The sequence below is a fragment of the Chryseobacterium sp. AG844 genome, assembly GCF_003182335.1.
GTDB lineage: Bacteria > Bacteroidota > Bacteroidia > Flavobacteriales > Weeksellaceae > Chryseobacterium > Chryseobacterium cupriresistens.
Map to the genome: position 1 here is coordinate 145,754 of NZ_QGTV01000005.1, position 26,657 is coordinate 172,410.

A 26,657-nucleotide genomic window follows, 5' to 3' on the forward strand; every position below is an offset into this window, starting at 1 on the left:
TTGTTTCAGACATTTTAGACTTACTTTTGTTGTTCATCGATATTTATGGAAGATTTCAATAGCTGGAAGGATTTATTAAACCCGGAATTTTATATAAAAATGGGAGGGTTTTGGCTGATTTTGTTTATTGTTTTTGCTGAAACGGGTCTTTTTGTAGGATTTTTTCTACCTGGGGATTCTCTACTTTTCGTTTCGGGAATTTATGCCGTTGAAATCATCAAAGAGACTTTTGGCTCTACAGGGAGCGATTTTTTAGATACCACCTTATTGGCTTCAGGAGTAGCTCTTGCTGCTATTATTGGAAATGAAGTAGGATATTACTTCGGAAGAAAAGCAGGACCAGCTTTGTATAAAAGACCGGATTCAATGCTATTTAAGAAAAAATACCTTTACCAGGCACACGATTTCTTTGAAAAACACGGAGCATTAGCAGTTATTATGGCAAGATTCTTACCGGTTGTAAGAACTTTTACTCCTATTGTAGCAGGTATCGTAAAGATGGATAAAAAAGAGTTTTTAAGAGATAATATTATTGGAGCTGTATTATGGTCTTTTATTCTGATCTTTGCAGGACATTATCTTGACAAGCTTTTTATGGAGCAGTTTGGCATCAACCTGAAAGAGAAACTGGAATACATCATTATTGTAATCGTATTGGTAACAACACTTCCGGTAATTATCAAATTTGTTTTCGGGAAAAAAGAAGATCTTTCCAAATATGAAGACCAGGACTTTGAATAGATAAAGAATTCAATCAAAAAATATAGAGCCGTCTCAATCATGAGATGGCTTTTTTATTGCTTATCAATTAATTTTTTAGCATATTTATTTACAAGTTAACATAGAACGTTTAATAATCAAAAAAATTCTGTTAGACATCTTTACTTTTTAATCCATTCCAAAATATTAGGATAGATAATGCTGTCTCTTTTTCTTTTACTGAAGAATCTGGGGGCATGCCCGGCTCCTTTCATGAAAATGAATTTATGCGGAATATTCATTTGGGTAAGCGCTGAATCCATGGCGATTCCCTGATGCTGGTTGACCAGTACATCATTGTTTCCCTGAAACAACAATGTGGGAACGTTGGTAATATTAGCAATAGGACTGGCTTCTTTGAAGGCTTCAGAAATATTTTTCCGGTCAAACTTAGTTCCTACTACTTTCTGAAAAGTAGGAGAAGTATATTTTGAATAAAACGATTTAAGATATTCTGAGCTGTAAAAATCTGTTGGGCCGCTTAAAGAGATGATTTTTTTGATCTGCTCGGGATGCTGATAACCGTAAAGTAAGGCGAGATGTCCGCCGGCACTTTCTCCCAGAAGAATGTAATTATTGGGCTGAAGCTCTGCTTTTTCCGCCAGAGAATTGAATTTTTCAATGGCAAGGGCAATATCTTCAAGCTGTTGTTTATAAGTGATTTTTTCTTTTGGAGAAACCAGCCTGTAATTCATATTGATGCTTGGAATCTTGTTTTCAAAAAGCATCTTCTGAACCTGGATCATATGCTCTTTTTTACCCAAAGTCCAGGCGCCGCCATGAACGATAAGGACTACAGGGGAATTTTCAGCATAATCTTTGGGAAGAAAGACATCCATTTTCTGTCTTTTATGCTCACCATATTTCAGATTGTAAATCTTCTGCTGGCCTCCGGGGCCTACCCAGACCCTGAATTTCGTATTACAGGACTGCAGCACGAAGCCAACACATCCCATAGCGAAAAAATGATACCGGAGAATGAGCTTTTTCATAAAGTAAAAATAAAAAAATATTATTACAATTCCTTATTCAGACCCTTGGCATAGTTGTAAACAGATCGGTTGTATCTTGGCAGATGGTGGGAAAGTGCCTTTAAAGTTAATGATAATGCTTCCTCGTATTTCCCGGCCGAAGAAAGAGACAGCGCTAAAAAAGAATCTACCGCATCGTTCAATTCATCAGAATAATGGGCTTTTTCTTCCCTTAAAATATGAATGCTTTCTTCTGTTTTTCCAATATTTCTTAAGGTGCTTGCCAGCTGGATTCTTGCTCTTCTTCTTCGTAAGCCGGTTAATCCGTGATCTAATGCCGATCTGTACAAAGGCTCTGCTTCCTTTTCATGTCCGGTGGAGTCAAAAGCACAGGCTCTTTCAAAATCGGCAATAGCCTGGGAATTGTTGTCTGTAAGTAACTCTACATGATTTTTAATTTGCTGAATAAACGCTTCATTACTTATCGTTCCCAGTTGTAGCCATAAACTTTGTAATTGGTCTTCCCAGTTTTTATCCATTGAATAGGTTTTAAACAAAGATATAAATATTGAAAGTGAAGGACTGCTTAATGATTCTCATAATTTTGAAAATTATTGTCATATTATGAATCCAAAAACGGAATTAAATAATTATTTTTGCTGAACTTAACAAAGATTAAAAAATTATTAAAATATGGCATCAGGCTTTTTTGCTATTTTGGATGATATTGCAGCATTGATGGATGATGTAGCAGTTACCAGTAAGATTGCTACACAAAAAACAGCAGGAATTTTAGGGGACGACCTGGCTGTGAATGCAGAAAAAGCCACGGGCTTTCTTTCCTCCAGAGAACTTCCGGTTCTGTGGGCTATTACCAAAGGATCATTTATCAATAAACTGATCATTCTTCCTATTGCCTTTCTTCTCAACTGGCTGTACAAACCGGCTATTGAAGTGATTCTTATTTTAGGGGGAATATATCTTGCCTTTGAAGGAGTAGAGAAAATTATAGAATTCCTGTTCCACCGTTCCAAAAAAGGGCACGAAGTCATCGAAGAAAGTGAAGAAGAAGAAAATTCTGAAGTTTCTGAAAAAGCAAAAATAAACTCAGCAATCAGAACAGATTTTATCCTTTCCATTGAAATTGTAATTATTGCATTGGGAACGGTTATCCAGCAGGAACATCCGCTTCTTACACAGATTTTAACGGTAACTTTTGTATCATTTATTGCAACAGTAGGAGTGTATGGAATTGTTGCATTGATCGTAAGAATGGATGATGCAGGTTTCAGTTTAATTAAAAAGAGTCATGACAAAGGATTCTTCTCCAAGCTTGGTCATTTATTGGTAAAGGCATTACCAGTTATCATCAAACTTTTAGGAGTTGTAGGAACGATTGCTTTGATCCTGGTTTCAGGAGGAATTTTTGCTCATAATATTCATTATTTACATGAGCTGCTTCCAACGTGGCCTTCTATGCTGAAAGAATTTACTTTCGGTCTTGTAGGGGGAATTGCTGCAGTATTGGTTTTCACTTTAGGAAAAGCAATCTATTCCCTGGCGACAAAAAAATAAAACAGAATTAAAATTAAATAATCAAAAAGTCCTGTATTCGAGAGAGTACAGGACTTTTTTTAGGTTCATTCAATATCTTTTAGTTAAATGAATTAAAGTTGATAAGCCTTCCTTTAATTAATACTCGAGATTAATCATAAGGTTTTCTTATTGATAGCCCTTCGACAGGCTCAGGTTGATAACCCAAATATCAATCAAAATTTTAAACATTGTCAGGCTGAGCCTGTCGAAGCTATTGCCACTAAAAGGAATATCAAAAAGTTGAAACAACGTAGGTTGATTTACTATAAGCATAGGTTTATTGATAAAGCTTTTTCAGTAACAAAATAGTCACTGTTTGCTCTTCTCATTGCCACAAAACCGGAGCCTTCTTCAAAGCAAAAAAGAGACTTTTTACAAGTCTCTTTTTTATATTAATTGAATAAATCTTTTACTTTATCAAAAAAAGTTTTTTCCTTTCCGGATGGTTCTGCAACCATTTCTCCGCTGGACATCTGCTTTTCAAAGAATTCCTTCTGCTCTTTGGTAAGCTTTTGCGGTGTCCATACATTGATGTGGATGAACATGTCTCCTTTACCATAGCTGTCGATGCTTGGAAGTCCTTTTCCAGCCAATCTTAAGATTTTTCCGGACTGAGTTCCCGGATCAACGGTAATTTTCACTTTTCCGCCAACGGTAGGAATTTCTTTCTTGGTTCCTAAAGCAGCTTCAGCAAATGAAACATATAATTCCTGGTGAAGATTATCACCTTCTCTTTTGATCGTTTGATCTACTTCCTCTTCAATAATCACCAATAAGTCTCCCGGAACACCTCCAAATGGGGCATCATTTCCTTTTCCTCTTACATTAAGCTGGATACCGTCTCTTGCACCTGCCGGAATGTTGATGGTAATTTCCTCTTCATCTTTAATAAGACCCTGTGCATTCGCCCCTGCAGGAATTTTGTCAGCAACTTTTCCAATTCCCTGACATGTACCGCAGGTAGTTTGAGTCTGCATCTGACCGAACATCGTGTTCATCACTTTTAACTGAACACCGGAACCGTTACAGGTAGGACATGTTTTTGAAGTGACACCTTCCGCCATCTTCATTTTCTTTACTTTGATGGTTTTCTGAGTACCGTTTACCATTTCCTCAAGGTTCAGCTTGATCCTGATTCTTAAATTAGAACCTTTCACCTGCTGACGGCCTCCACCGCCACCGCCGAATCCACCGAAACCGCCACCGAAAATATCTCCAAACTGACTGAAAATATCCTCCATATTCATTCCGCCTCCGAAGCCTCCGCCTCCGAAACCACCATTTCCACCCATTCCGGCATGTCCGAACTGGTCGTATCTGGCACGTTTCTGATCATCGCTCAGAACTTCATAAGCCTCAGCAGCTTCTTTAAATTTTTCTTCAGCCTCTTTATCCCCTGGATTTTTATCCGGGTGGAATTTGATGGCCATTTTACGGTATGCTTTTTTTATTTCGTCGGCTGATGCAGATTTGCTGATCTCAAGAACCTCGTAATAATCTCTTTTTGACATGACAATTTTATAATTGATTGTTGATAAATGATAAAAGATATTCTAAAGCTAATAAGTGAAACATTCAATTATCACTCATCATTTATCATTTATGAATTTTAATTTCCTGTTACTACTTTTGCAAAACGGATTACTTTATCATTTAAAGTGTACCCTGTTTCAATAACGTCTACGATTTTTCCTTTCAAATCTTCCGATGGAGCTGGGATCTGGGTAATCGCTTCATGGAAATCAACATTAAAGCTGTCACCAGCCTTTACTTCCATTGTTTGTAAGCCTTTTTCGGTAAGTTTATTCTTGAATTTCTGATAGATAAGCTCTACACCCTGAAGATCAGCCGGATTTCCGTTTTTAGCGATTTCTTTTAAAGCCCTTTCAAAATCATCCAAAACTCCTAACATTGAAACCATCATTTCCTGGTTGGCATACTGGAAGAATTCCATCTTCTCCTTGCTTGTTCTTTTTTTATAATTTTCGAATTCAGCATACAGTCTGATGTAACGGTCTTTCTCTTCTGCCAAAAGTTCCTCCGGAGAAGGTGCAGCTGTCACATTGTCCTGTGATGTTGCGTCATTCTGAACATTGTTTTCTTCCTGATTATTGATGCTTTCTTCGTTAATATCCTGGTTTTCCATAATTCAATATTTATTTACTGATTGTTTGACAAAGAGTCTGCCAAATCTAAAATCTGGACATTAAGGCAGAAAAAAGAAGTAATGGTGAATCGTGAATACGTCAATGCGCTTCGCATGTGAATTGGTTGTAGGGTAGGATTAATAATTGACTTTGCAAAGCAAAAATTGACCATTGACCATTCACTAATCAATGGTGAAGATGTCAATCCGCTTCGCATGTGAATTGGTTGTAGGGTAGGATTAATAATTGATTTTGCGAAGCAAAAATTGACCATTGACTATTCACTAATCAATGGTGAAGATGTCAATGCGCTTCGCTTGTGAATTGGTTGTAGGGTAGGATTAATAATTGACTTTGCGAAGCAAAAATTGACCATTGACTATTCACTAATCAATGGTGAAGATGTCAATCCGCTTCGCATGTGAATTGGTTGTAGGGTAGGATTAATAATTGATTTTGCGAAGCAAAAATTGACCATTGACTATTCACTAATCAATGGTGAAGATGTCAATGCGCTTCGCTTGTGAATTGGTTGTAGGGTAGGATTAATAATTGACTTTGCAAAGCAAAAATTGACCATTGACCATTCATTTATCAATGGTGAATACGTCAATGCGCTTCGCATGTGAATTTATTGTGGAGTAGGATAAAAAATTGACTTTGCAAAGCAAAATTGACCATTAACCATTCACTTAATAATGTCCAACAGTCAATTTAAAAACTGTCATTGTACCTTTATTCTCCTGTAAATGTCTGATATAACAGATAAAGGTTTAAAACAATAATAATAATGGAAATAATCCATACACAGATTTTCAGGAATGGTTTATTGACAAATTCACCCATTTTGGCTTTATCATTGGTAAACATTACCAGCGGAACAACAGCAAAGCTCAGCTGCATGGATAAAATTACCTGACTTAACACCAATAATTCGGTTGTTCCCTGTTCTCCGTAAAGAATGGCAACAATAAGCGCAGGAATTACAGCGATAAGTCTGGTGATCAGTCTTCTCAGCCATGGTTTTAATCTGATGTTCAGAAAGCCTTCCATGACGATCTGTCCGGCAAGAGTTCCAGTTAATGTTGAATTTTGTCCGGATGCTAATAAAGCAATGGCAAATGCAATACTAGCCATAGAAGCTCCTAAAATTGGGGTTAACATTTTATAGGCATCATGAATATCCGCCACATGTTCATTACCTGTAGTATGGAATGTAGCAGCAGCCAGAATAAGAATTGCTGCATTGATGAAAAATGCCAACATTAATGAAACGGTACTGTCTATGGTGGCAAACTTTATGGCTTCTTTTTTTCCTTCGGTATCACGGGTATAATCTCTGGTCTGTACAATACTGCTGTGCAGATACAGATTGTGTGGCATTACGGTAGCTCCTAAAATCCCGATTGCTATATAAAGCATGGCAGGATTCTGAATGATTTCCTTTTGTGGAACCAAACCTCCCAGAATCTCATTGAAAGCAGGTTTTGAAATAATGATTTCATATACGAAACACGCCAAAATAATGAAAATAAGTCCTCCTACAATACTTTCGATCCATCGGAAGCCTTTTGCCTGAAGTAAAAGGATGATTAATACATCTACTGTTGTAATAACAATTCCCCAGGTCAGCGGGATATGAAATAGCAAATTTAACGCAATAGCAGAACCGATAACCTCGGCAAGATCACAGGCCGCAATGGCGATTTCGCAGAACACCCAAAGAATAAAATTCGTGGTAGGACTGAAGTGGTCTCTACAGGCCTGAGCAAGATCTCTTTCTGCAACAACACCAAGTTTTACGGATAAGTGCTGTAAAACCATTGCAAAAATATTGGAAATAAGGATGACCGAAAGGAGTGTATAACCGAATTGGGCTCCCCCGGCAATATCTGTTGCCCAGTTTCCCGGGTCCATATAACCTACAGCTATCATCAGTCCTGGTCCTGCAAATGCAAGATACTTTCTCCAGACAGTTGCATTTTTAGGGACTTTGATTGATGAGTAAACCTCTGACAGGGAATGGTTTGTTTTATCTTTTCGCCAGGCGCTTTTTATATTGAAGTTCATAAATGTTAGAAATGACTAACAAATTTAATTAAATAAATGTAAACAGAAAAATCATCGGATAAAAAAATCCCGGAAATTTGCTTTCCGGGATCTAATTTTTATTGAATCTAAAGATTATTTAGCAAATCTTACAGCCATTTTTCTGTCTGCAGCTCTTTCAGCATCAGAAGCTGTAGCATCAACTTTAGCAAATTTACTTCCATAGCCCTCAGCTTCTAAAACCTGAGCACCAACTCCTGCTTTTACTAAAGCAGCCTTGATATATTCAGCTCTGGCTTTTGATAGTTTTACATTGTTGGCTTCGTTTCCGGTTTTATCCGTATAACCCCCGATTTTGATTTTTGCATCTGGGAAAGCTTTAAGGATCGCCACTAGGTTATCCAATTGCCCTTGTGAACCTGCCTCAAGTTCAGTAGCACTTCCCATTTTGAAATTTACGTGATCGAAATCGTACCACTTATCTTTCAATGCTGCATCATCAGCGGCATTTTTATAGTTTCCGGATTTCAGGAATGTAATCATCTGATCTTCCATTCCTCCTTTATAACCTTTTAACATCACTCCGTTAAGATCAATGTCTTCATCTGTTTTAGCTGTTGCCGGAGCAGGGGTTGCTGTTCCCGTTGTAGCAGCAGTATCTGTTGCTGTACTGGTTGCTGCTGAGTCAGATGTTGTGGTAGTAGTGGTAGTCGTCTGCTTTTTCTCACACTGTTTCCATAAGAAATAAGCAGCAGCTATCAATAATAAAAGCGGAAGCAACCATTTCCAGATTGAACCTCCGCCTTGATTATTGTTGTTATTATTTTCAAATCGTTCTCTTACTTCTCTTGCTCCTTCTGAAACATTTTCTCTTGCTGTAGCAACACCTTCAGCGATGTTATCTTTAGCAGTAGACGTTACTGAAGAAACCGTTTCTTTAGCCTGTCCAAACCAATTCTCAGCTCCTAATCCAAAGGATGCCAAAGAAAGACCTGCAGGCAGTAAAGAAGAAACAATGCCTTTCTGATCATGCAGTAAGCTGGAAATACCTGAAGCACCCAGATTATTGTCTGCTGCATATTTTCCAATAGTGCCTACTGTAGCTCCAGTCACCAGGTTTAACAAAGAACCTGCAGAGGTATTGCTGACACCTGAAAAACTGGCAATGGAATTCACTAACGCACCTACTTTATCTCCAAAAATGGAAGACAACAAGTTTGAAATAACAGGACTGCTGGACGAACCTCCTAATAAATTTCCTAAAATTCCACTTGAAGAGGCTTGTGTAATTGCATCCACAACGCCAGGCTTATCTGCATTATTGGCTAATCCACCTACTACAGCAGGTAATAATCCGCCAATTGCTTTAGAAATACCGGATTCACTTTCTCCAAACTGCGATGCAGCCTGTGAAACCAATGCGGGACCTAATTGTCCTTTAATTAAATCAATGACATTTAAAGACATAATAATAAATTTTTTTGATTAATGTTGAGATAAATTTAAACAAAAATCCATCCAAATGTCACTTTTTTTTGAATATTTCTTTAAATATTAACGATTTTTTTCTAAATCATTAATATTTTTAATAGGCTTTTGCAAATAACACGCGTCTCTTAGATGGTTTTCCTGAGATCAATGAAATTCCTTCTTCTACATCATCATCCAAAGGAATACATCTGATGGTTGCCTTCGTTTCATCCTTGATCTGTTCCTCTTCTTCAGCCGTCCCATCCCAGTGTGCATAGATGAATCCACCTTTTTCTTCCAGAACTTTTTTGAATTCTTCATAAGTATCCACTTTCGTGATATTATTTTTTCTGAATTCAAATGCTTTGTTATAAATGTCCTGCTGAATGGTTTTCAACAGATCTTCGATATAAGAATCAAGTCCTTCAATAGAACGCACTTCTTTAGTCAGGTTATCTCTTCTTGCGATTTCCACAGATTTATTTTCAAGGTCTCTAGGTCCCATAGCAATTCTTACAGGAACTCCTTTCAATTCATATTCTGCAAATTTCCATCCTGGTTTGTTCTGGGTGTCATTATCAAACTTCACAGAAATTCCTTTTGCTCTCAGTTTAGCCTGAATATCCAAAGCCACTTCACTGATCTGCTCCAGCTGCTCTTCTCCTTTAAAGATAGGAACAATCACGACCTGGATTGGAGCAAGGGTAGGAGGCAGTACCAATCCGAAATCATCAGAGTGGGTCATGATTAATGCTCCCATTAGACGGGTAGAAGTTCCCCATGAGGTAGCCCATGCATGTTCAATTTTTCCTTCTTTGTTGGTGAATTTTACATCAAATGCTTTTGCGAAATTTTGTCCCAAGAAGTGAGAGGTTCCAGCCTGTAAAGCTTTTCCGTCCTGCATCAATGCTTCAATACAATAAGTCTCATCGGCTCCTGCAAATCTTTCAGAAGGTGTTTTCAACCCCTGAATAACTGGAATAGCCATAAAGTTTTCTGCAAAATCAGCATATACTTTATTCATTTTTTCTGCTTCTTCCACAGCTTCATCTTTTGTAGCGTGAGCGGTGTGCCCTTCCTGCCATAAGAACTCTGCGGTTCTTAAGAAAAGACGTGTTCTCATTTCCCAACGAACAACATTCGCCCATTGGTTGATTAATATCGGCAAGTCTCTGTAAGACTGAATCCAGTTTTTGTAGGTATTCCAGATAATTGCTTCTGAAGTAGGACGAACAATAAGTTCTTCTTCCAGTTTTGCATCCGGATCTACAATCAGTTTGGATGGGTTGTCCGGATCGGTTTTTAACCTGTAGTGGGTAACAACAGCACATTCTTTTGCAAAACCTTCTGCATTTTTTTCCTCAGCCTCAAACAAACTCTTGGGCACAAAAAGCGGGAAGTATGCGTTAACGTGACCTGTTTCTTTGAACTTTTTATCCATTTCATCACGCATTTTTTCCCAGATCGCATAGCCATACGGTTTGATCACCATACATCCACGCACGCCTGAGTTTTCAGCTAAATCAGCTTTTACAACCAGCTCATTATACCATTTGCTGTAATCTTCGCTTCTTGAGGTTAGTTTTGCCATTATTTTTTTTAATTTTTTTAACTTTTGTACATTATTGTTATCTAAAAATAAAAATCTATTTTTGATAGATTTTTTTACCAGTATTTTGGTACATTTTTGGTACAGATTGCAAATATAATTTAAATTAAAAATTTTTACGTTATCATGAAAAGAAATATACATAAAAATTTGCTTGGTCTGCTAAGATCCAAAGGGATATTGGCTGTATCGGGCGGATTATTACTTGTGTCTTGTGGTGCTCAGATGGGAGGGTATAGCGAGACAGATGGGGTGTATTACGACCCCAATAAGGATACGCTACCTGAAGGAGTTATCATCAATGATAGCGGAAACAGAGTAGGAGAATATTATGACTACTATCAGGATTCCAATGTAATTCAGAATGCACAGACGAATTCCAGAGAGCAGCAAAACAGATATAATGACTGGAGCAATACCAACACCAATTGGAATTCCAATGCTACAGATTCAGATTGGGGACTTTATGCAGGTTCACAAACGAACTACTATGACAACTCATGGGGATGGGGATCTCCGTGGGGATGGTATGGTGGTTACAGCCCATATTGGGGCTGGGGCTGGAACCGCGGCTGGGGCTGGGGTGCAAGTATGTCCTGGGGTTGGGGCGGATCAATCGGCTGGGGCTGGGGAGGCTCTTTCGGCTGGGGAAGTCCATACTGGGGATACGGCTATGGCGGATACTATGATCCATTCTGGGGCGGATACTACGGTAACCCATATTGGGGATACGGTGGAGGTTACTGGGGTGGTGGGTACTACAACAGACCTGTTTACAGAAGAAGTGGTGTCAGCGGAGGCGGATTCCAGAATACAGGGGTAGCCAACGCAGTTTACAGAACGAATACCAACAATTCAGGTTTCAGAAATACGAATGGTGGTTTCAGAAATACCAATAACAATGGTGGTTTCAGAGACACTAATTCCAACGGAGGTTTCAGAAACAGTAACAGTAATGGCGGATTCAGAAATGGTAACTCAGGAGGTTTCAGAAATACACAGTCTAACGGTGGATTCCGTAATTCTGCACCACAAACAAGACCCAATTACAATTATCAGCAGCCACAGCCAAGATATAACAACAATAACGGAGGTTTCAGATCTAACGACTCAGGAGGTTTCAGATCCAGTGGTGGCTTCAACTCCGGTGGAGGTGGCTTCAGAGGCGGTTCTTCAGGAGGCGGTGGAATGAGATCCGGCGGCGGAGGCAGAGGTGGCTTCAGATAATTTTCAAATTAATAAACTATTTAAAAATAATGTTAAAAAAATCTTTAGTATTAATGAGTATTTCTGCTGCATTTTATGCACAGGCTCAGGATGTTTCTGTCATAAGAAATACAGTAGAGGTTTATTCAAGTACTCCTATGGTGGGATCAGCTAAGTTTAATGCGATGGCTGGTGCTAATGGTGCGCTGGGAGGTGATGCAAATTCTTTGCTTACCAACCCTGCAGGTTTAGGAGTCGCTATTTCAGGAGAGGTTTCAGGAACTTTATCTATTTTAGGAAATAAAAACACCAGTTCTCTGGCGGGATCTTCGATTGACTACAGCAAAACCAAAGGAGATTTAGGGAATGCCGGAGGGATCATTGCTTTTCCTTTGATGACAGAAACCGGCTGGAAGTTCATCAATATTGGTATTAATTTTTCTAACCAGACGCTGGATAATGTAATCCAGACGCCGGGTAATAATAATATCGTTTATGCTTTTGATAAGGATGATATTACCAAAGACGCGGCATTGGCAGGGCATATGTATGAAAGATACGGTAACCTGTCAAAGATGAGTTTCGGGGTAGGTGCCAACTATAATCATAATTTATATTTAGGAGCAGGTTTCAATTTTTTCAATGCTTCATTGGATCAGTATGATAGTTTGTTTTACCGAAATCTGACCAATAATTCCACAGAAGGATTCAGTAAGCAGGATACTCCTTATTCAGAAAGATCATCAGGTTTTTCTGCTTCATTAGGAGTAATCGGTAAGCTAAGTCCTAATTTCAGATTGGGAGCATCTCTTGAAACGCCTACATTCTGGACAATAGACAGAAATTATTATTTCTATAACGATCCTGTGTATGGAGATGATATGGGAGCTGAAAACAGAAAGTTCACTTCACCGCTTAAAGCAACAGTGAGTGCTGCTTTTGTAGCGAGTAAAAATTTCTCATTGAACGTAGATTATACCCTTGGACTTACAAAGCCTGATTATAAGGTATATGGAGGTGCGGAAAGAGCTTTGAATGACTTCTTTAAGGAGAACTATAAAAATCTTTCAGAAGTACGAGTAGGAGCGGAGTACAGAGTACAGCAGTTCAGATTGAGAGGTGGTTACGCCTACCAGTCAACTCCTTTTGATGCCCTTACGATCAGCAGATTTAATGATGCAGGTACTGTAGGAGATCAATCGTACAGCAATATGATGCTAAGTGACAGAAATACCCTTTCTTTTGGTATCGGGTATGACTTCAAATCATTCTATGTAGATGCATCTTATCAGAACATCTCATCTAAGTATACTAATCCTTTCATGAGAGGATATATGGATGGAAATTCTGATTCATCTTATTATTCTGCTAATAACATCTTTGAAAGTGATGCGTATGCGGCAAGTGAGGTGAAAAACAACAGAAATAATTTCTTCCTTACAGTAGGATGGAAATTCTAAGTTTAGATATCAAAATATATAAAGAGAGGCTGCCCATATTCAGGACAGCCTCTTTTTTGTTGGTTTGAAATTTTTGAATGCTGTTGATTTCCGTATTATTCTTAATCCGGATTCTGCACCAGATTTGGCTGGATCTGGATCTGCTGTTCCGGAATATATTCTACCACTCTGTTATGGGTATAAGGTACTTTATAAAAAGCATTGCTTCCACTTAAATGAGTTCCGGGATATTGTCTGTCGAGATCCAGTTTGTTTTATAAGTGCTGATATTGAATCCAAGATCCCAGCTGATATCTTTTGAGCGGATAATGGAGTAATTTACATTGAATTCCCAACCTTTGTTTTTGACATCACCAATATTCATGTATTGTCTTTCAACGCCTGTCAGTGATGGCAGAGACTGATGTTGTTAAGTTTTTTTGTTTTTTCATACAATTTTTAGATGATGGTAATGTGGCTAATGTACGAAAAACAATGTATCGTTGTTAATAGTTTGTTAAAAAATGTTAAATGATATATTTTTTTGTATTTTTAAATATAAATATTTAATTTTATTTAATTTTTATTTATTTTTTAATGTAAAATATTTTTTAAAAAACAATTTTTAACTTATTTATCTAAAATGCTATTGAGTAAAGATCGACGGTATGATGGGGAAAATGAATTATTAATACTGGCTAAAATGAAAAAGCTTCGAAATCCGAAGCTTTTTTATATTTAATGAGAATGAGCAGTGGGGTGTTGATGGAAAACATGCATCATCAATGCGAGTGAAACTCCTAAAACAACCAGCCCGATTTTTACCCAATCGATATTGTGATTTTTATTGCTTTCAAAAATGATCACCGATGAGATATGAAGGAAAATTCCTCCTACAATAGCCAGGAAATAAGGCTGAAGGTTAGGATTGAAATGATTTCCTAATAACATTCCCATTGGAGAAGCCAGTGCAAATAAAGCTACAATGAGAATAGAAGGATAAGATGAGGAACTTTTTGATTCTCCCTTTCTGTTAAATAAAAATGCACCCAGAATAAATGAAATAGGAAGATTGTGAAATACAATTCCCCAAAGGTAAGGCGACATTTCGTGTTGCTCGTTAGCCAAAGGAATTCCTTCAATAAAAGCATGAATGAATAATCCTACCATTAAAGCAACAGGAAGAATATTGTGTTCGCTATGATGATGAAAGTGCCCGTGTTCAAAACCTTTGGTAAGAGCTTCCAGGATCATCTGCAGCAGAACTCCCGCGATTACGAATATCCCAAGGCTGCTGCTTCCGGAAGAGGTATACACCTGAGGGAAGACTTCGTTGAGACAGATTGTAATCAAAAAACCGGCACTCAGTATCAATAGATTTTTGGCCAGCTTCTCTTTTTTACCAAAGTGTTTTCCAAGGAATACTCCTGTTACGACACTTAAAATCAGTAAAAGTACTGTTGTCATTATTTTTTCTTAAATAAATTGATGCAACGCGGGGAATTTTCTTTCTTAAATTCATTCAGCTGATAATCTCCCCAGATTTTTATTCTTTCAAACCCACATTCAGAAGCATAGGCATGAATGGCTTCCAAAGTATGGAGTTTTACTTTTTCAAAGAAATGAAACGGCTTACCGTCAGCCTCAAAACGGATGTCTTTGATGACGTGTCTGCCTTCGATTTTCTTTAGGATTCTGAACTCAATATTCCCTCTCGTGATCGTTGTTTCAGGAATTAAAGTACTTCTTACAAACTCCTCATTCAGGTAGTCCAGTACAAAATATCCTCCTGGTTTTAAAGCATTGTAAACAGATTGAAATACTTTCTTATCATCATTTTCATTGTCAAAATACCCAAAACTGGTAAACAGATTGAATACAGCATCCATAGGATCTGCATCAATAGGGTTTCTCATATCATGAACTTCAAAAAGCAGTGTCTGATTTTCATATTGTTTGTCAGATTCAATACTTTGTCTTGAAAGGTCCAGTCCCAAAACATCATACCCTAATTTGTTAAGGAAAACAGAGTGTCTTCCCTTTCCGCAGGCAAGATCTATGATTTTCGACTGAGGCGGAAGCTGAAGATCCGCTGTGAGCTTTGTAATGAAGTTTTCAGCTTCAGTATAGTCTCTGTTGCTATAAAGCAAATGATAATAAGGGGTATCAAACCAAGATTCAAACCATTCCATAATGCAAAAATAACTAAATTTGTGCGGTTAAAAGCAAAGTATTTTACAACATTAAGAGATTGAAAAATTCAATTGAATAAGAAATTGGGTGGTTAATCTTTTAATTTTTAAAGCTTTAAATCTTTTAATACATACTTATGGATACAGAAAATATTAAAATACAGATAAAGACATTCTTCGGATTGGAGCAGATTCTGGCGGAAGAAATCAAAAAATTGGGCGGAAGAAATGTTGAAATTAAAAACAGAGCGGTAAATTGTGAAGGGGATCTTGGTTTTCTTTATAAAATCAATTACTCTGCGAGAACAGCATTGAAAATCCTGGTGCCGATTCATGAATTCAAAGCTTTTAATCAGCATCAGTTCTATGACAGGTTATTCAAATTTGAATGGGATAATTTCATGGATGTAGATCAGTCTTTCTCTATCGATGCTACGGTCAATTCTGAAACGTTCAAGCATTCTCAGTTTGTGACCTTAAAAATGAAGGATGCGATCGTGGATTATTTCCAGGAAAAATTCAAAAGACGGCCTAATGTAGAAACGAGAAATCCGGATATCAAATTCCATCTTCATATTGACAGGGAACTGGTGATGATTTCCATGGATTCTTCAGGAGATCCTTTGTTTAAAAGAGGGTACAGAAGAGAGCAGGGAGAAGCGCCTATCAACGAAGTATTGGCAAGCGGAATGCTTCAGCTGGCAGGCTGGGACGGAAAAGGTAATTTCCTTGATCCGATGTGCGGTTCAGGAACATTATTGATTGAAGCAGCAATGATTGCAATGGATCTTCCGGCTCAGATTTTCAGAAAAAGGTTCGGATTCCAGAACTGGAATAACTATGATGCAGACTTGTTTGCAAAAATTAAAGAATTCAGAATTAACAGAGTAAGACAATTTGATGGAAAAATTGTTGGATATGACATCGATGCAAGAATGCTGAATGCGGCAAGAATGAACGTGGAAGCAGCGGAAATGGAAGATGTGATTGAGATTAAAAAACAAAACTTCTTTGATTCTAAAAAAGATATGTTCCCTTTATTAATGGTATTCAATCCGCCATACGATGAGAGAATTTCCATCAATGATGATGATTTCTACAAGAAAATCGGAGATACCTTTAAAACCCATTATCCAAATACCTTAGCATGGCTGATCTCTTCCGATCTGGAAGCGGTGAAGAAAATCGGTTTACGTCCTTCAAGAAAGATCAAACTTTTCAACGGAAAACTGGAAACAAGATTTTTGCAGTATGAAATGTATGAAGGAACGAAAAAGGTACATAAACTGGAAGATAAGAAGTAATAAACTCTGAGATTGAAATGTCCTGGAATTTTTTAGATATATTTGATGTGGTTCTTGATTTATTTGGTCTGCTTGGTTCCGGATCAAAATCATCACCTTCAAAACCTGAACGAAAAGCTCTAAATCATAATGTGATATCTCAAAAGAAGCAGTTAAAAGATACAGATATTCCAAAGAAAAATTAACTTGTCATACATTATAAGTTTAATTGAAATAATAAAAGGTTGTACAGATTAGTACAACCTTTTTGTTTTTATCGTGCCAGTGAAGGCGCAAAGCCATACTGTTTTTTAAAGGCATGCGAAAAATGCGACAGGTCTTCAAAACCTACTTCCAGAAAAACATCGGAAGGCTTTTTATTTTTTTCTGACAAATGATAATAGGCCAGTTCAAGACGCTTTTGAGTAAGCCACCGCTGTGGAGTTGTCTGAAAAATCTTTCTGAAATCCCGGTTGAAAGTAGATAAACTTCTTCCTGTCAGATATCCGAACCGTTCCAAAGGCATATTGAACATATAATTTTTTTCCATAAAACTGATCAGATCTACTTTTCCCGGCTCATCAAAATCGGCAAGTATATAATCTATATCCGGATCAATTTCCCTTACAATACTGATAGCTTCAGTGATTTTTAAATGGGCAATATTCTCAGGAAGCGGACCTTCCATTTCAAAATAAGGTATGAGCGACGCAAGACAGCTGTTCAGAAGCGGATGGCTGCTGAAACTGTGAATGCTGGATTCCCGATGTCCGTTTTTCCTTTCATAATCAACAGAGCTATAAAAATTCTTCAGCCGTTCTGTGGTAAGATGCATTACTACAGCTTTATGTGGAAGCCCATCCTTGGGATAATTGATAATCGTGGCAAGATGATTTCTAGGAATCAGGAAAATATCTCCAGCTTTGAAAACATAGGTTTTATCTGCCTGGATAATTTTCGTTTCTCCTGATATGAACCAAACGAGCATATGGTATTCAAAAACTGTTTCCGTTTTGAAGAGCTTGTCATCATAACTGGAAAGTTTGATATCCGGCGTGAGGTATTGTATCTGGAAATCCATTGTCAAAAGTTTTTCATTACAAATGTATTTAAAAAACAGTTATTTGGTATCAAATTTAAACCCCAGCATTTCTTCGCTTAATTTCCATAAGCGCTCAGCATTGTTTTTGTCGATAGAATAGGGTTGTATTCCACGAATAGTAGCTGGTTCATCAAATCTGTGCTCAATTTGCCCCCTGTCTACCTCTGCAATATCACAGTTTTCACAATATACTCCGCCAATTCCGTTAAGTTGAGGCGTCACAGCACACCAGACTGTAGTAGCAGCCCCTTGTGGAATTGTTTTTAATCGTGCTTCAACTTCAGGTTTTATATTTCCGTTTTCGTCATGCGTTCCAAGCTGTTTAAAAAGCTCAACAGGTTCTTCTCTGCCCAGATCAGTACCATATACAGAACCGGGATGGAGAGAATAAGCTCTGATATCGAATTCTTTTCCTTTTTCATCGAGTTCTACGGCAAACAGATTACAAGCTGTTTTGGATTGTCCGTATCCGGAAAGGGTATCGTAATCTCTTTCCTCAAAGTTGGGGTCTTCAAAATTAAAAGGAGCCATCTGATGTCCATACGAAGAAACACTGATAACCCTTGCTCCATTTGCTTTTTTCAGAGCCGGCCATAATTTTGAGGTGAGATGGAACTGTCCAAGATAATTGGTCGCCAGCTGAGATTCAAAACCTCTGCTGTCCCTGCGGAGTGGTACCCACATAATCCCGGCATTATTAATAAGAAGATCCAGTTTTCTGCCTGATGAGACAAATCTTTCTGCAAAGGCATCAATGGATGCCGGATCCATCAGATCCATTTTTTCAAGTTCGATATTTTCAATTCCTGTAAGATTTTTTCCTGCCTTTTCAATATCTCTTGCAGGAATAATGACATGGGCTCCGGCTGAAGTAAGTACTTTTGTAGTTTCAAGACCGATTCCTGCATAGCCACCGGTAATGATCACTGTTTTTCCGGTAAGATCAATTCCCTGAATAACTTCCTGTGCTGTTGAATAAGCATTAAAGCCTGACTGAACGGGTTGCTGTAATGTGCTGATAATTGGTTCCATTTTTTGTTGGTTTAAATTTCTATAGCAAAATTAGTAGGGATTCCGGACGTTTATTTTGTTTAAAATGCCAAATTACTTGGTTCAGAATTTCATTGGTCAAATGCATACAGTGAGAAGAATACAATGTAACTTCGTTAATTTCTCTGAATAAGCTGTTAAACTGTTTGTAGGTTGTTCTGCGAATAAGTAATTTTGAAAAATTTTCAATTTGAAGCCTACTATTTCTATTGTCGTTGCCATTTACAACCGGAAAGATGAACTTTTTGAGTTGCTGACTTCTCTTACTCAACAAACAGATAAGGAGTTTGAGATTATTATCGTGGATGACGGTTCTCTGATCGATCTGAAACCTACTATCAAAAACTTTGAACAGGGGTTGGATATTAAATATTTCAGAAAAGATAATTCAGGACCGGGACTGACAAGAAATTACGGTGCGGCAAGAGCCGCTAACGAATGGCTGGTATTTGTAGACAGTGATGTCATTGTTGAAAAAGATTATATTGAGCATATTAAAAACGATATCCTGACCATTTCTTGTGATGCGTTTGGCGGGGCTGATAAAGCGCATAAAGGATTTAATCTGATGCAGAAAGCTATTTCCTATTCCATGACGTCTGTATTTACAACCGGAGGAATAAGGGGAAGTAAGAAAGCGGTTTCGAAATTTCAGCCCAGAAGTTTTAATATGGGAGTGAAAAAAGAAGTCTTTAAAAAAGTAGGCGGATTTTCCGAAATGAGAATTGGTGAAGACCCGGATCTTTCCATGACCCTATGGGAAAATGGTTTTACTACTGCTTTTTTTGATGATATTGCAGTTTATCATAAACGCAGGGTTGATTTTGGGAAATTCTCCAAACAGGTTTACCAATTTGGCTGTGCAAGACCAATTCTTAACCAGAGACACCCCAATTATGTAAAAATTTCCTTTGCTTTTCCTACTTTATTTATGCTGGGATATGTGATGGGCTTTCTGGAGTATTTTATTATGGGAAGAGGAATCATCCTTGCCTTTTATGGATTGTATACCTTTCTGGTGTTGTTTCACGCTTTATTGCTGACAAAAAATATCAGTATTGCCGGAATGGCAGTTATTTCCACTTATATTCAGATGTTTTCTTACGGATACGGATTCTTAAAGTCCTGGATTTTGCTGAATGTTTTCAGAATGAAGCCCGAGGATGCTTTTCCGCATCATTATTATAAGAAATAGCAGGGATGATTATCTGTAAAAGAAATTCAATAGGAATGGGGCTTTAGCCCATTCATCAAAATAAATAAAATCTTCCAAAAGCTTTAGCCTAAACCTATAAAAGACTATACATAACATTTGTTAATCAATATCAAAACAGGTAGATTGATAAATAAAAAAGGCTGTTTCTCACAAATGAAACAGCCTTTTTACAATAAATTTAGGAAATGGAAATGTTTTCATGGTGGTTAAGAACTCCAACTTTCAGCATGCATTCCTTCATTTTTTGGTAAGTTCTTTTGATATCGTGGTCAAGACCGATGGAGAACCTGATCAGTCCGTCTGAAATTCCTATAGATGCTCTTTCTTTTTCAGGGATTTCAGATGAGGTAGATTTTCCTGAGCATGAGAATAAGGTCTTATAGAACCCTAAGCTCACAGCAAGATAACCAAGGTTTTCTGTCTGCATCAGTTCCATCAGTTCGTTTGCTTTTTCTGTTGTTCCGGCATCCAGAGTCAGTAATCCTCCGTATCCGTATTCTTCATGAATCATGCTTTTCATTAATTCATGGTTTTTGTGGGATGGCAAGCCCGGATAAGATACTTTTAAACCATCTTTTTCAAATCTTTCAGCCAGATACATGGCATTGTGGCTGTGCTGTTTGATTCTGATGTGTAATGTTCTCAGATTTTTTAAGATACTTGAAGATCGTAAGCTGTCCATGGTTGGGCCAAGAAGCATACATGCTCCGGAATTGACATTTTTGGTATCATCAATAAATGCCTGAGTGGCACAATATACTCCTCCTACCGTATCACTGCTTCCGTTGATGAACTTTGTGAGGCTGTGAATCACGACGTCAGCCCCGAATAATGTTGGAGAAATTGAAAGAGGGGAGAAGGTATTATCTACAATCAGTTTCAGGTTGTGTTTCTTACAGATTTCGGAAAGCTTTCTAAGGTCTGCTACTTCAAGCAGCGGATTGCTCACACTTTCACAATAAATGACTTTAGTATCGGCAGTAATTGCTTTTTCTATAGATTCAAAATTATTGATATCTACAAAAGTGGTCGCTACATTGAACTGAGGGAAGAAATTTTTTAGAAAAGCATAGGTTCCTCCGTAGATAGTCCGGCTTGAAATAATATGGTCTCCACTTTTGCACACCTGCATCAAAACAGAAGTTATTGCTCCCATTCCGGATGCTGTAACGTTGGCAGATTCTGTGTTCTCCATCTTGGCAAGAGCCTGGGCCAGATAAAGATTCATCGGTGATGAATGTCTGGAGTACAGATAGCATCCTTCTGCATTGCCTTCGAAAGTATCAAACATTGTCTTTGCAGAAAGGAAGGTATAGGTAGAGCTGTCAGAGATAGAAGGATTCACTCCCCCGAATTCACCAAAATACTGAAGATCCTGGATCTCATTGGCTGCGTTAAAGTTTTCCATAAATATTGTTTTTATTTTATGGTTCTAATTTGCATTAAATTGTTAATTATTACAACATAAATTTGAATTTATAGAATATAAAACTGTAAAATATTGTTTATTTAGAAAAAATATTTAGTATCTTCGATAGTATTAAATTTTTACCAAAAAATTATCTATGGAACTTGACGAAACTGATAAGAAACTTTTGTCTTTTTTACAGGAAGACTGTAAACAAACCACCAAAGAACTGTCCGCTAAGCTTGGATTATCCGTTACAGCAATTTATGAGCGTGTAAAAAAACTTGAAAATGCAGGGGTTATTTCAAAATATGTAGCCTTGCTGGACAAGAGTAAAGTTAAGAAAAATTTTATCGTTTTGTGCCATGTGAAACTAAGCCAGCATAAAAAAGAATTTGTTCTTCAGTTTGAAAAAGAGGTAATGGACCTTCAGGAAGTTACGGAATGTTTCCATGTAAGCGGAGATTATGATTATATCCTTAAAATAGGAGTGAAAGATATTGAAGATTACCGCAGTTTTATGCTGACGAAACTAACAACACTTCAGCACATCGCAAGTACGCACAGCTCATTTATGATTTCCGAAGTTAAAAATACGACGGCGATTGTATTGTAAGCTTATCACAGGTTTTTTGATTTAAACTGTATGGAAGATCAATGTTTATAAATATCTTCTTTGGTCATTTTGTCGATAAAATAGTGAAGTCTTTTAATCTCGCTTCTGCCTCTGTTTTTGTCATTCAGAAAGCAGGTCGTCACGATAACCATTTTTAAATCAGGAATGATGCAGATAAGCTGTCCGCCATATCCGGTAGCCACAAAAGCCTGATGTCCGTTGGTTTTTCTCCGCCACCAGTAATAGCCGTATCCATTGGCACCTGGCATCACATCCCAGGAATCCAGTTTGACATGCTCAGCTGTCGATTCCTGAATCCATTTTGAGGAAACAATCTGTCTGCCTCCCAATTTTCCGTTATTCAGAATCATCAAACCAAATTTCAGCATATCTTCAGGTTTCATAAACATTTCCGAACCTGCAATATTCCTGTTCATGGAATCTGTATCCCATCGTGGAACATTGATCTTTAGTGGTTTAAAAAGGTTTTCTGATGCAAATTGTTTCAGATTGGTTTTCACAATTTTTGCCAGTGCTGCTCCGAAAAGGTGGGTTTCACCGCTGTTATAATTAAATACGGTTCCCGGATACTCTTCAAAAGGAAGATCCAGTACAAATTTTACAGGATCACCGGAAAATGACATGGCTGTTGATATTTTTGAATTTTCAATCCAATCGAAACCACCTTGCATGGTCAGCAGATTTCTTAACGTTAACGTATTTCTGATCGAATCATGAGCTACCTTTCCTTCAATATTGGAGATGTTTTTGAAACTGCTTCTTGAGACATTGTATTCCGGAAGAATTTTTAAAACCGGTGTATTGAGATTGGGAAGTATGTTTTTATCTTGAGCAATACCTGCCAGAACAGAGACGATACTCTTGGTAACGGACTTTATGCTGAAGATGGTTTCCTTGTTGGCTCCGTGGAAATAATGCTCATAAATCAGTTTATCATTTTGAGAAACAATGAACGATCCCAGAGAAGGAATACTGTCGTTGATCTCCTGGGTGAACTGATCTGTAAATTCTTTAGGTAACTCTTTATTGAAGGCCGCCTGCGACTTCACTTTAGGGCAGAATAAGGTAAGACATAGTATCGTCATAACCAGCAGGAGTTGCTTGGATCTCATTGTTTAAAAAGAAGGGATAAATTATTAGCTGATGGAAAAAGTAAAAACTATATTGATCCGGATGAATTAATATAGCTGATGCTTTCAAAGCCCTAAATTATGAAAAACAATGAACTTTTAAAATATATTTTACCTGATATTTTTATTGCAGTTTTGTTTTAATAAATGATCCTCAGAAATTATACTAATACTCCGTTTTTGGAAGCAATAGGATCCGGAAGATCTGTTTCTCCGCTCATCTGGAGAAGATCTATTTCAATGGTTCTGCAGATAGACAGCATAGGGACGTCAAACATTAATCCCGCAAAAGGATTTTCAGAATAATCTCCTACCAGTTCCATGATGATATAAATCCATCCAATGATGATACAGAAAGGAATAGAAGTCCATATTCCCCAATCTCCCAATTTGGCAAACTCGTTCACTAATCCCAGTGGAAGAAGCATGATGAACAGAATATTAAAAACAAAAGCTGTACTGGCAAACTGTCTTGGAGAAGGGAATTTTTTAATTCTCTCCGCCTGTCCCTGGAAATTGTAGAATTCATTCAGGCTGTTTTGAAGCTGAGTCTGATTGAAATCCGTAATGGCATTCATATTTTTCAGCTCGTTGATGTCTTTCGCCTGCTGGGCAATCAGATAGGTAGCAAAATTTTTATAATCATTTTTAAGATCATACTCTTCCTCTGACAGATATTTGTGCAGGAAAATAGGAGCTCTTCCGTAGTCAGGAAAACCGGCTTTTATTAACCTGTTTCTTCTCAGGTTGATATTACCGAATTTATTATTTTCTGTGCTGATATGCTCCCATTCTGTAGGAATCAAAAGCTGTTCCCGGAAAGTATATAACCATGCTATATGACGGTAAACGATTCTTCTTTTACGGTCTTCAAGATCAAAAACACCAATTTCTTCATTTTTAGTATCGAAGGCATATACCATAGAGGCAAATGAACGGCTGGAATTCACAATTCCGCCCCAGATTTTTCTGGCTTCCCAAAGTCTGTCATAAGCCTGATTGTTTTTAAAACCAACAAGGAATGCTTCTGCTGTACCAATCAAAGCTACAGGAACCCATGGAATCGTCATCCACTGCCAATTGAAAAAATAGAATAGGACAGCGATCAGCGTACACCAGATTGAAATCAGTATAAGATGAAAACCTGATAAATTGAGAACCTGCTTATAATTGACGTATTTAGTAGTGATCATAAAGAAGTATGGAATTTTTGGTGCATATCAACAAAATAGATACCAAAATGAGGCATCTGTTCTGTTGATTAAAATTAATAAAAAAAACCTCTGATTTTTCAGAGGTTTCAATTATTTAATATTTCAGCATTTCTTCGATCTTGCTGCTGAGCTTTTCAGCATTTGGAAGCATTTCTTTTTCCAGAACAAGGTTGATAGGAACAGCAGGCACATCCAGTGATCCCATTGTTTCTACCGGTGCGTCAAGATACCTGAAGCAATTTTTGGAAATACGGTGTGCAAAAGCTTCTGCAAAAGAGTTGTTAAGCTGTTCTTCTGTCAGAACGATACATTTTCCATGCGCTTTCACTCTTTCGAAAACAAGTTCTTCATCAAGAGGAATCAATGTTCTTAAATCGATCACTTCAACTCTTCCGTTGAAACTCTTAGCTGCTTCTTTGGCCCAGTAAACTCCCATTCCATAAGTAACTACCAATAAAGTTCTGCCTTTTTCGGTTTCATCCTTATCTGCTTCAATAATTATTTTACCTTTTCCAAATGGAAGAACATAATCTTCAGCAGGCTCTATCGTTTTGGCATCTTCAGTTCCCGGAACTTTACTCCAGTACAATCCTTTGTGCTCCAGCATCACTACCGGGTTCGGATCATAATAAGCTGCTTTTAGCAAACCTTTAAAATCTGCAGCATTACTTGGGTATGCTATTTTGATTCCTTTGATATTGGCTAAGATACTTTCCACACTTCCACTATGATAAGGACCGCCGCCGCCATAAGCTCCGATAGGAACACGGATGATATTGCTTACCGGGAATTTTCCGCCGCTTAAATAACTTGATTTTGAAATTTCCGTAATCAACTGGTTGATTCCCGGATAAATATAATCTGCAAACTGAACCTCAACAATTGGCTTCAGTCCAACAGCACTCATCCCGGCAGTAGATCCTATGATATAAGCTTCCTGAATGGCCGTATTGAATACTCTTTTGCTTCCGAATTTTTTTCCTAAAGTAACCGTTTCACGGAAAACTCCACCGATTCTTTCACCTACATCCTGTCCGTAAAGAAGTGCTTCAGGGTGTTTCCACATCAGTTCCTGGATGGCATGGATGGCAGCATCCACCATTACAATTTTTTCTCCGTTGGCAGGTTCACGTGTCCCTGTTTCCTCAGTAATGGGAGTTGGGGCAAAAACGTGCTGCATTACGGTTTCAGGCTTTGGATCCTCTGCATTTTTAGCTTTTTCAAAAGCTTCTTCTGCTTCAAGACGCGCCTTTTTAGTGATTTGCTTTAAAAGATCTTCATCAACACCTGTTTCCAGTAAATGTTTTCTAAGGATTTCTCCCGGATCTTTGGCTCTGTGTTTTGTTAAATCTTCTTCGTCTCTATAGAATTCTCTTCTTACTCCTGAAGTGTGATGGCCGATCAATACCGTTTTTGCACAGACAACAAGAGGCTTTCTTTCTGTTCTTACAAAATCTACGGCTTTTTTCATGGCTTCGAAACTTTCCACAAAATCAGTTCCGTCTACTCTCATTCTGCTTAACCCTGTGAATCCTGCTACAAAATCGTATGCATCACAGGTTCTTGCTTCGTCTTTCGTTACGGAAATTCCCCATTCGTTATCCTGAACAAGGAAGATAATCGGAAGCTGGTGCAGAGCAGCAAACTGTAAAGCTTCACTTACTTCACCTTCTGTAACGGAATTGTCTCCGAGGCTGCAAACTACAACAGGATTGTTTTCAAATTGCTGAAGATTGAAATCCTGAATGTATTTGATCCCCTGTGCTACTCCGGTCGTAGGAATAGTCTGCATTCCTGTAGCAGAACTCTGGTGAACAATTTTGGGTTTGTTTTCATCCCTGCTTGAAGGGTGTGAGTAATAAGACCTTCCGCCTGAAAAAGGATCATCAGCTTTAGCCAGTAACTGAAGCATCAGTTGGTAGGGTTCAAAACCAATTCCTAAAAGAATACTTTCGTCTCTGTAATAAGGAGAAACCCAGTCTTCCTTCTTTAGCTGATAGGCTGTTGCAAGCTGAATTGCCTCGTGCCCTCTGGAAGTACTGTGAACGTATTTGCATACGTTTCTGTTTTCTTCATAAATATCCGCCATTGCCTTGGCCAGCATCATATGATTATACGCTTTGAGTAATATATCCTGTGAAACTTTTTCGTGAAGTGCATTTTCCATAGGAAGCAAATA

The 26,657-nt window shown here is 37.8% G+C and carries 24 protein-coding genes; 8 read left to right on the forward strand and 16 right to left on the reverse strand.

Annotated features, from left to right (window positions below; genetic code table 11):
- The first annotated feature begins 45 nt into the window (after window positions 1–45).
- Window positions 46–741 carry a DedA family protein gene (locus DEU40_RS07530; RefSeq protein ID WP_110009261.1) on the forward strand — a complete coding sequence of 232 codons (696 nt, stop codon included), beginning with the start codon at window positions 46–48 and terminating at the stop codon, window positions 739–741.
- A 140-nt stretch (window positions 742–881) separates the two neighbouring features.
- Here DEU40_RS07530 and DEU40_RS07535 read toward each other — a convergent pair whose 3' ends face one another.
- Both DEU40_RS07535 and DEU40_RS07540 read right to left on the reverse strand, forming a co-directional pair.
- Entirely contained in the window at window positions 882–1,751 is an 870-nt protein-coding gene (locus DEU40_RS07535) for an alpha/beta hydrolase (protein WP_110009262.1), read from the reverse strand.
- Window positions 1,752–1,774: 23 nt separating this feature from the next.
- Window positions 1,775–2,269 (reverse strand): tetratricopeptide repeat protein, encoded by a 495-nt coding sequence (locus DEU40_RS07540; RefSeq protein WP_110009263.1) that lies wholly within the window; start codon window positions 2,267–2,269, stop codon window positions 1,775–1,777.
- 154 nt (window positions 2,270–2,423) lie between these two features.
- Between DEU40_RS07540 and DEU40_RS07545 the strand changes: the two genes are divergently transcribed.
- Window positions 2,424–3,305 carry a DUF808 family protein gene (locus DEU40_RS07545; protein ID WP_110009264.1) on the forward strand — a complete coding sequence of 294 codons (882 nt, stop codon included), beginning with the start codon at window positions 2,424–2,426 and terminating at the stop codon, window positions 3,303–3,305.
- 413 nt (window positions 3,306–3,718) lie between these two features.
- Here the strand turns inward: DEU40_RS07545 and dnaJ are convergent, their stop codons facing one another.
- The 5 genes from dnaJ to proS all read right to left on the reverse strand — a co-directional run bounded on the left by dnaJ (window position 3,719) and on the right by proS (window position 10,583).
- Window positions 3,719–4,837 carry a molecular chaperone DnaJ gene (gene dnaJ / locus DEU40_RS07555; protein ID WP_110009266.1) on the reverse strand — a complete coding sequence of 373 codons (1,119 nt, stop codon included), beginning with the start codon at window positions 4,835–4,837 and terminating at the stop codon, window positions 3,719–3,721.
- 98 nt (window positions 4,838–4,935) lie between these two features.
- Window positions 4,936–5,475 (reverse strand): nucleotide exchange factor GrpE, encoded by a 540-nt coding sequence (locus tag DEU40_RS07560; protein ID WP_395974916.1) that lies wholly within the window; start codon window positions 5,473–5,475, stop codon window positions 4,936–4,938.
- A gap of 733 nt (window positions 5,476–6,208) precedes the next feature.
- Window positions 6,209–7,543, reverse strand: coding sequence for an Nramp family divalent metal transporter (locus DEU40_RS07565; protein ID WP_110009268.1), 1,335 nt, complete (start codon window positions 7,541–7,543; stop codon window positions 6,209–6,211).
- A gap of 114 nt (window positions 7,544–7,657) precedes the next feature.
- Window positions 7,658–8,989, reverse strand: a complete 1,332-nt coding sequence (locus tag DEU40_RS07570; RefSeq protein WP_110009269.1) for an OmpA family protein — start codon at window positions 8,987–8,989, stop codon at window positions 7,658–7,660.
- Between the two features lie 118 nt (window positions 8,990–9,107).
- Window positions 9,108–10,583: a proline--tRNA ligase gene (gene proS, locus DEU40_RS07575; protein WP_110009327.1), complete on the reverse strand. Its 1,476-nt coding sequence runs from the start codon at window positions 10,581–10,583 to the stop codon at window positions 9,108–9,110.
- Window positions 10,584–10,727: 144 nt separating this feature from the next.
- On the opposite strand from proS, the gene DEU40_RS07580 reads away from it, so the two are divergent.
- On the forward strand, window positions 10,728–11,828 hold the full coding sequence (locus tag DEU40_RS07580) for a prolyl-tRNA synthetase (RefSeq protein ID WP_110009270.1): 1,101 nt from the start codon (window positions 10,728–10,730) through the stop codon (window positions 11,826–11,828).
- 53 nt (window positions 11,829–11,881) lie between these two features.
- A complete protein-coding gene (locus DEU40_RS07585) occupies window positions 11,882–13,267 on the forward strand; it encodes an OmpP1/FadL family transporter (RefSeq protein WP_227943975.1) in 1,386 nt (461 codons plus the stop codon).
- 211 nt (window positions 13,268–13,478) lie between these two features.
- On the opposite strand, the gene DEU40_RS07590 is transcribed toward DEU40_RS07585, so the two are convergent.
- The 3 genes from DEU40_RS07590 to DEU40_RS07600 all read right to left on the reverse strand — a co-directional run bounded on the left by DEU40_RS07590 (window position 13,479) and on the right by DEU40_RS07600 (window position 15,438).
- Complete coding sequence (locus DEU40_RS07590) at window positions 13,479–13,631, reverse strand: hypothetical protein (protein WP_110009272.1); 153 nt, start codon at window positions 13,629–13,631, stop codon at window positions 13,479–13,481.
- A 353-nt stretch (window positions 13,632–13,984) separates the two neighbouring features.
- Window positions 13,985–14,713 carry a ZIP family metal transporter gene (locus DEU40_RS07595; RefSeq protein WP_110009273.1) on the reverse strand — a complete coding sequence of 243 codons (729 nt, stop codon included), beginning with the start codon at window positions 14,711–14,713 and terminating at the stop codon, window positions 13,985–13,987.
- Window positions 14,713–15,438 carry a class I SAM-dependent DNA methyltransferase gene (locus DEU40_RS07600; RefSeq protein ID WP_110009274.1) on the reverse strand — a complete coding sequence of 242 codons (726 nt, stop codon included), beginning with the start codon at window positions 15,436–15,438 and terminating at the stop codon, window positions 14,713–14,715. Before DEU40_RS07600 ends, DEU40_RS07595 begins: the two co-directional genes overlap by 1 nt.
- A 137-nt stretch (window positions 15,439–15,575) precedes the next feature.
- On the opposite strand from DEU40_RS07600, the gene DEU40_RS07605 reads away from it, so the two are divergent.
- A complete protein-coding gene (locus DEU40_RS07605) occupies window positions 15,576–16,742 on the forward strand; it encodes a class I SAM-dependent RNA methyltransferase (protein ID WP_110009275.1) in 1,167 nt (388 codons plus the stop codon).
- Window positions 16,743–16,759: 17 nt separating this feature from the next.
- Window positions 16,760–16,927: a hypothetical protein gene (locus tag DEU40_RS22380; RefSeq protein ID WP_171006319.1), complete on the forward strand. Its 168-nt coding sequence runs from the start codon at window positions 16,760–16,762 to the stop codon at window positions 16,925–16,927.
- A gap of 68 nt (window positions 16,928–16,995) precedes the next feature.
- On the opposite strand, the gene DEU40_RS07610 is transcribed toward DEU40_RS22380, so the two are convergent.
- Window positions 16,996–17,802, reverse strand: a complete 807-nt coding sequence (locus DEU40_RS07610; RefSeq protein WP_110009276.1) for an AraC family transcriptional regulator — start codon at window positions 17,800–17,802, stop codon at window positions 16,996–16,998.
- A 39-nt stretch (window positions 17,803–17,841) separates the two neighbouring features.
- Window positions 17,842–18,855, reverse strand: coding sequence for an SDR family NAD(P)-dependent oxidoreductase (locus tag DEU40_RS07615; RefSeq protein WP_110009277.1), 1,014 nt, complete (start codon window positions 18,853–18,855; stop codon window positions 17,842–17,844).
- Window positions 18,856–19,063: 208 nt separating this feature from the next.
- Here DEU40_RS07615 and DEU40_RS07620 point away from each other — a divergent pair, with 208 nt between their 5' ends.
- Window positions 19,064–20,068, forward strand: coding sequence for a glycosyltransferase (locus DEU40_RS07620; RefSeq protein WP_110009278.1), 1,005 nt, complete (start codon window positions 19,064–19,066; stop codon window positions 20,066–20,068).
- A gap of 199 nt (window positions 20,069–20,267) precedes the next feature.
- Here DEU40_RS07620 and DEU40_RS07625 read toward each other — a convergent pair whose 3' ends face one another.
- On the reverse strand, window positions 20,268–21,497 hold the full coding sequence (locus DEU40_RS07625; protein WP_110009279.1) for an aminotransferase class I/II-fold pyridoxal phosphate-dependent enzyme: 1,230 nt from the start codon (window positions 21,495–21,497) through the stop codon (window positions 20,268–20,270).
- Between the two features lie 157 nt (window positions 21,498–21,654).
- Between DEU40_RS07625 and DEU40_RS07630 the strand changes: the two genes are divergently transcribed.
- The gene (locus DEU40_RS07630) at window positions 21,655–22,113 is read left to right on the forward strand and encodes an Lrp/AsnC family transcriptional regulator (protein ID WP_110009280.1); all 459 of its coding nucleotides are present in this window, start codon (window positions 21,655–21,657) and stop codon (window positions 22,111–22,113) included.
- Window positions 22,114–22,151: 38 nt separating this feature from the next.
- Here DEU40_RS07630 and DEU40_RS07635 read toward each other — a convergent pair whose 3' ends face one another.
- From DEU40_RS07635 to DEU40_RS07645, 3 genes are all read right to left on the reverse strand, one after another.
- Window positions 22,152–23,246: a serine hydrolase domain-containing protein gene (locus DEU40_RS07635; RefSeq protein ID WP_110009281.1), complete on the reverse strand. Its 1,095-nt coding sequence runs from the start codon at window positions 23,244–23,246 to the stop codon at window positions 22,152–22,154.
- A gap of 179 nt (window positions 23,247–23,425) precedes the next feature.
- Window positions 23,426–24,457, reverse strand: a complete 1,032-nt coding sequence (locus tag DEU40_RS07640; protein ID WP_110009282.1) for a bestrophin family protein — start codon at window positions 24,455–24,457, stop codon at window positions 23,426–23,428.
- A 115-nt stretch (window positions 24,458–24,572) separates the two neighbouring features.
- Window positions 24,573–26,645: a thiamine pyrophosphate-dependent enzyme gene (locus DEU40_RS07645; RefSeq protein ID WP_110009283.1), complete on the reverse strand. Its 2,073-nt coding sequence runs from the start codon at window positions 26,643–26,645 to the stop codon at window positions 24,573–24,575.
- Window positions 26,646–26,657: the final 12 nt, after the last annotated feature.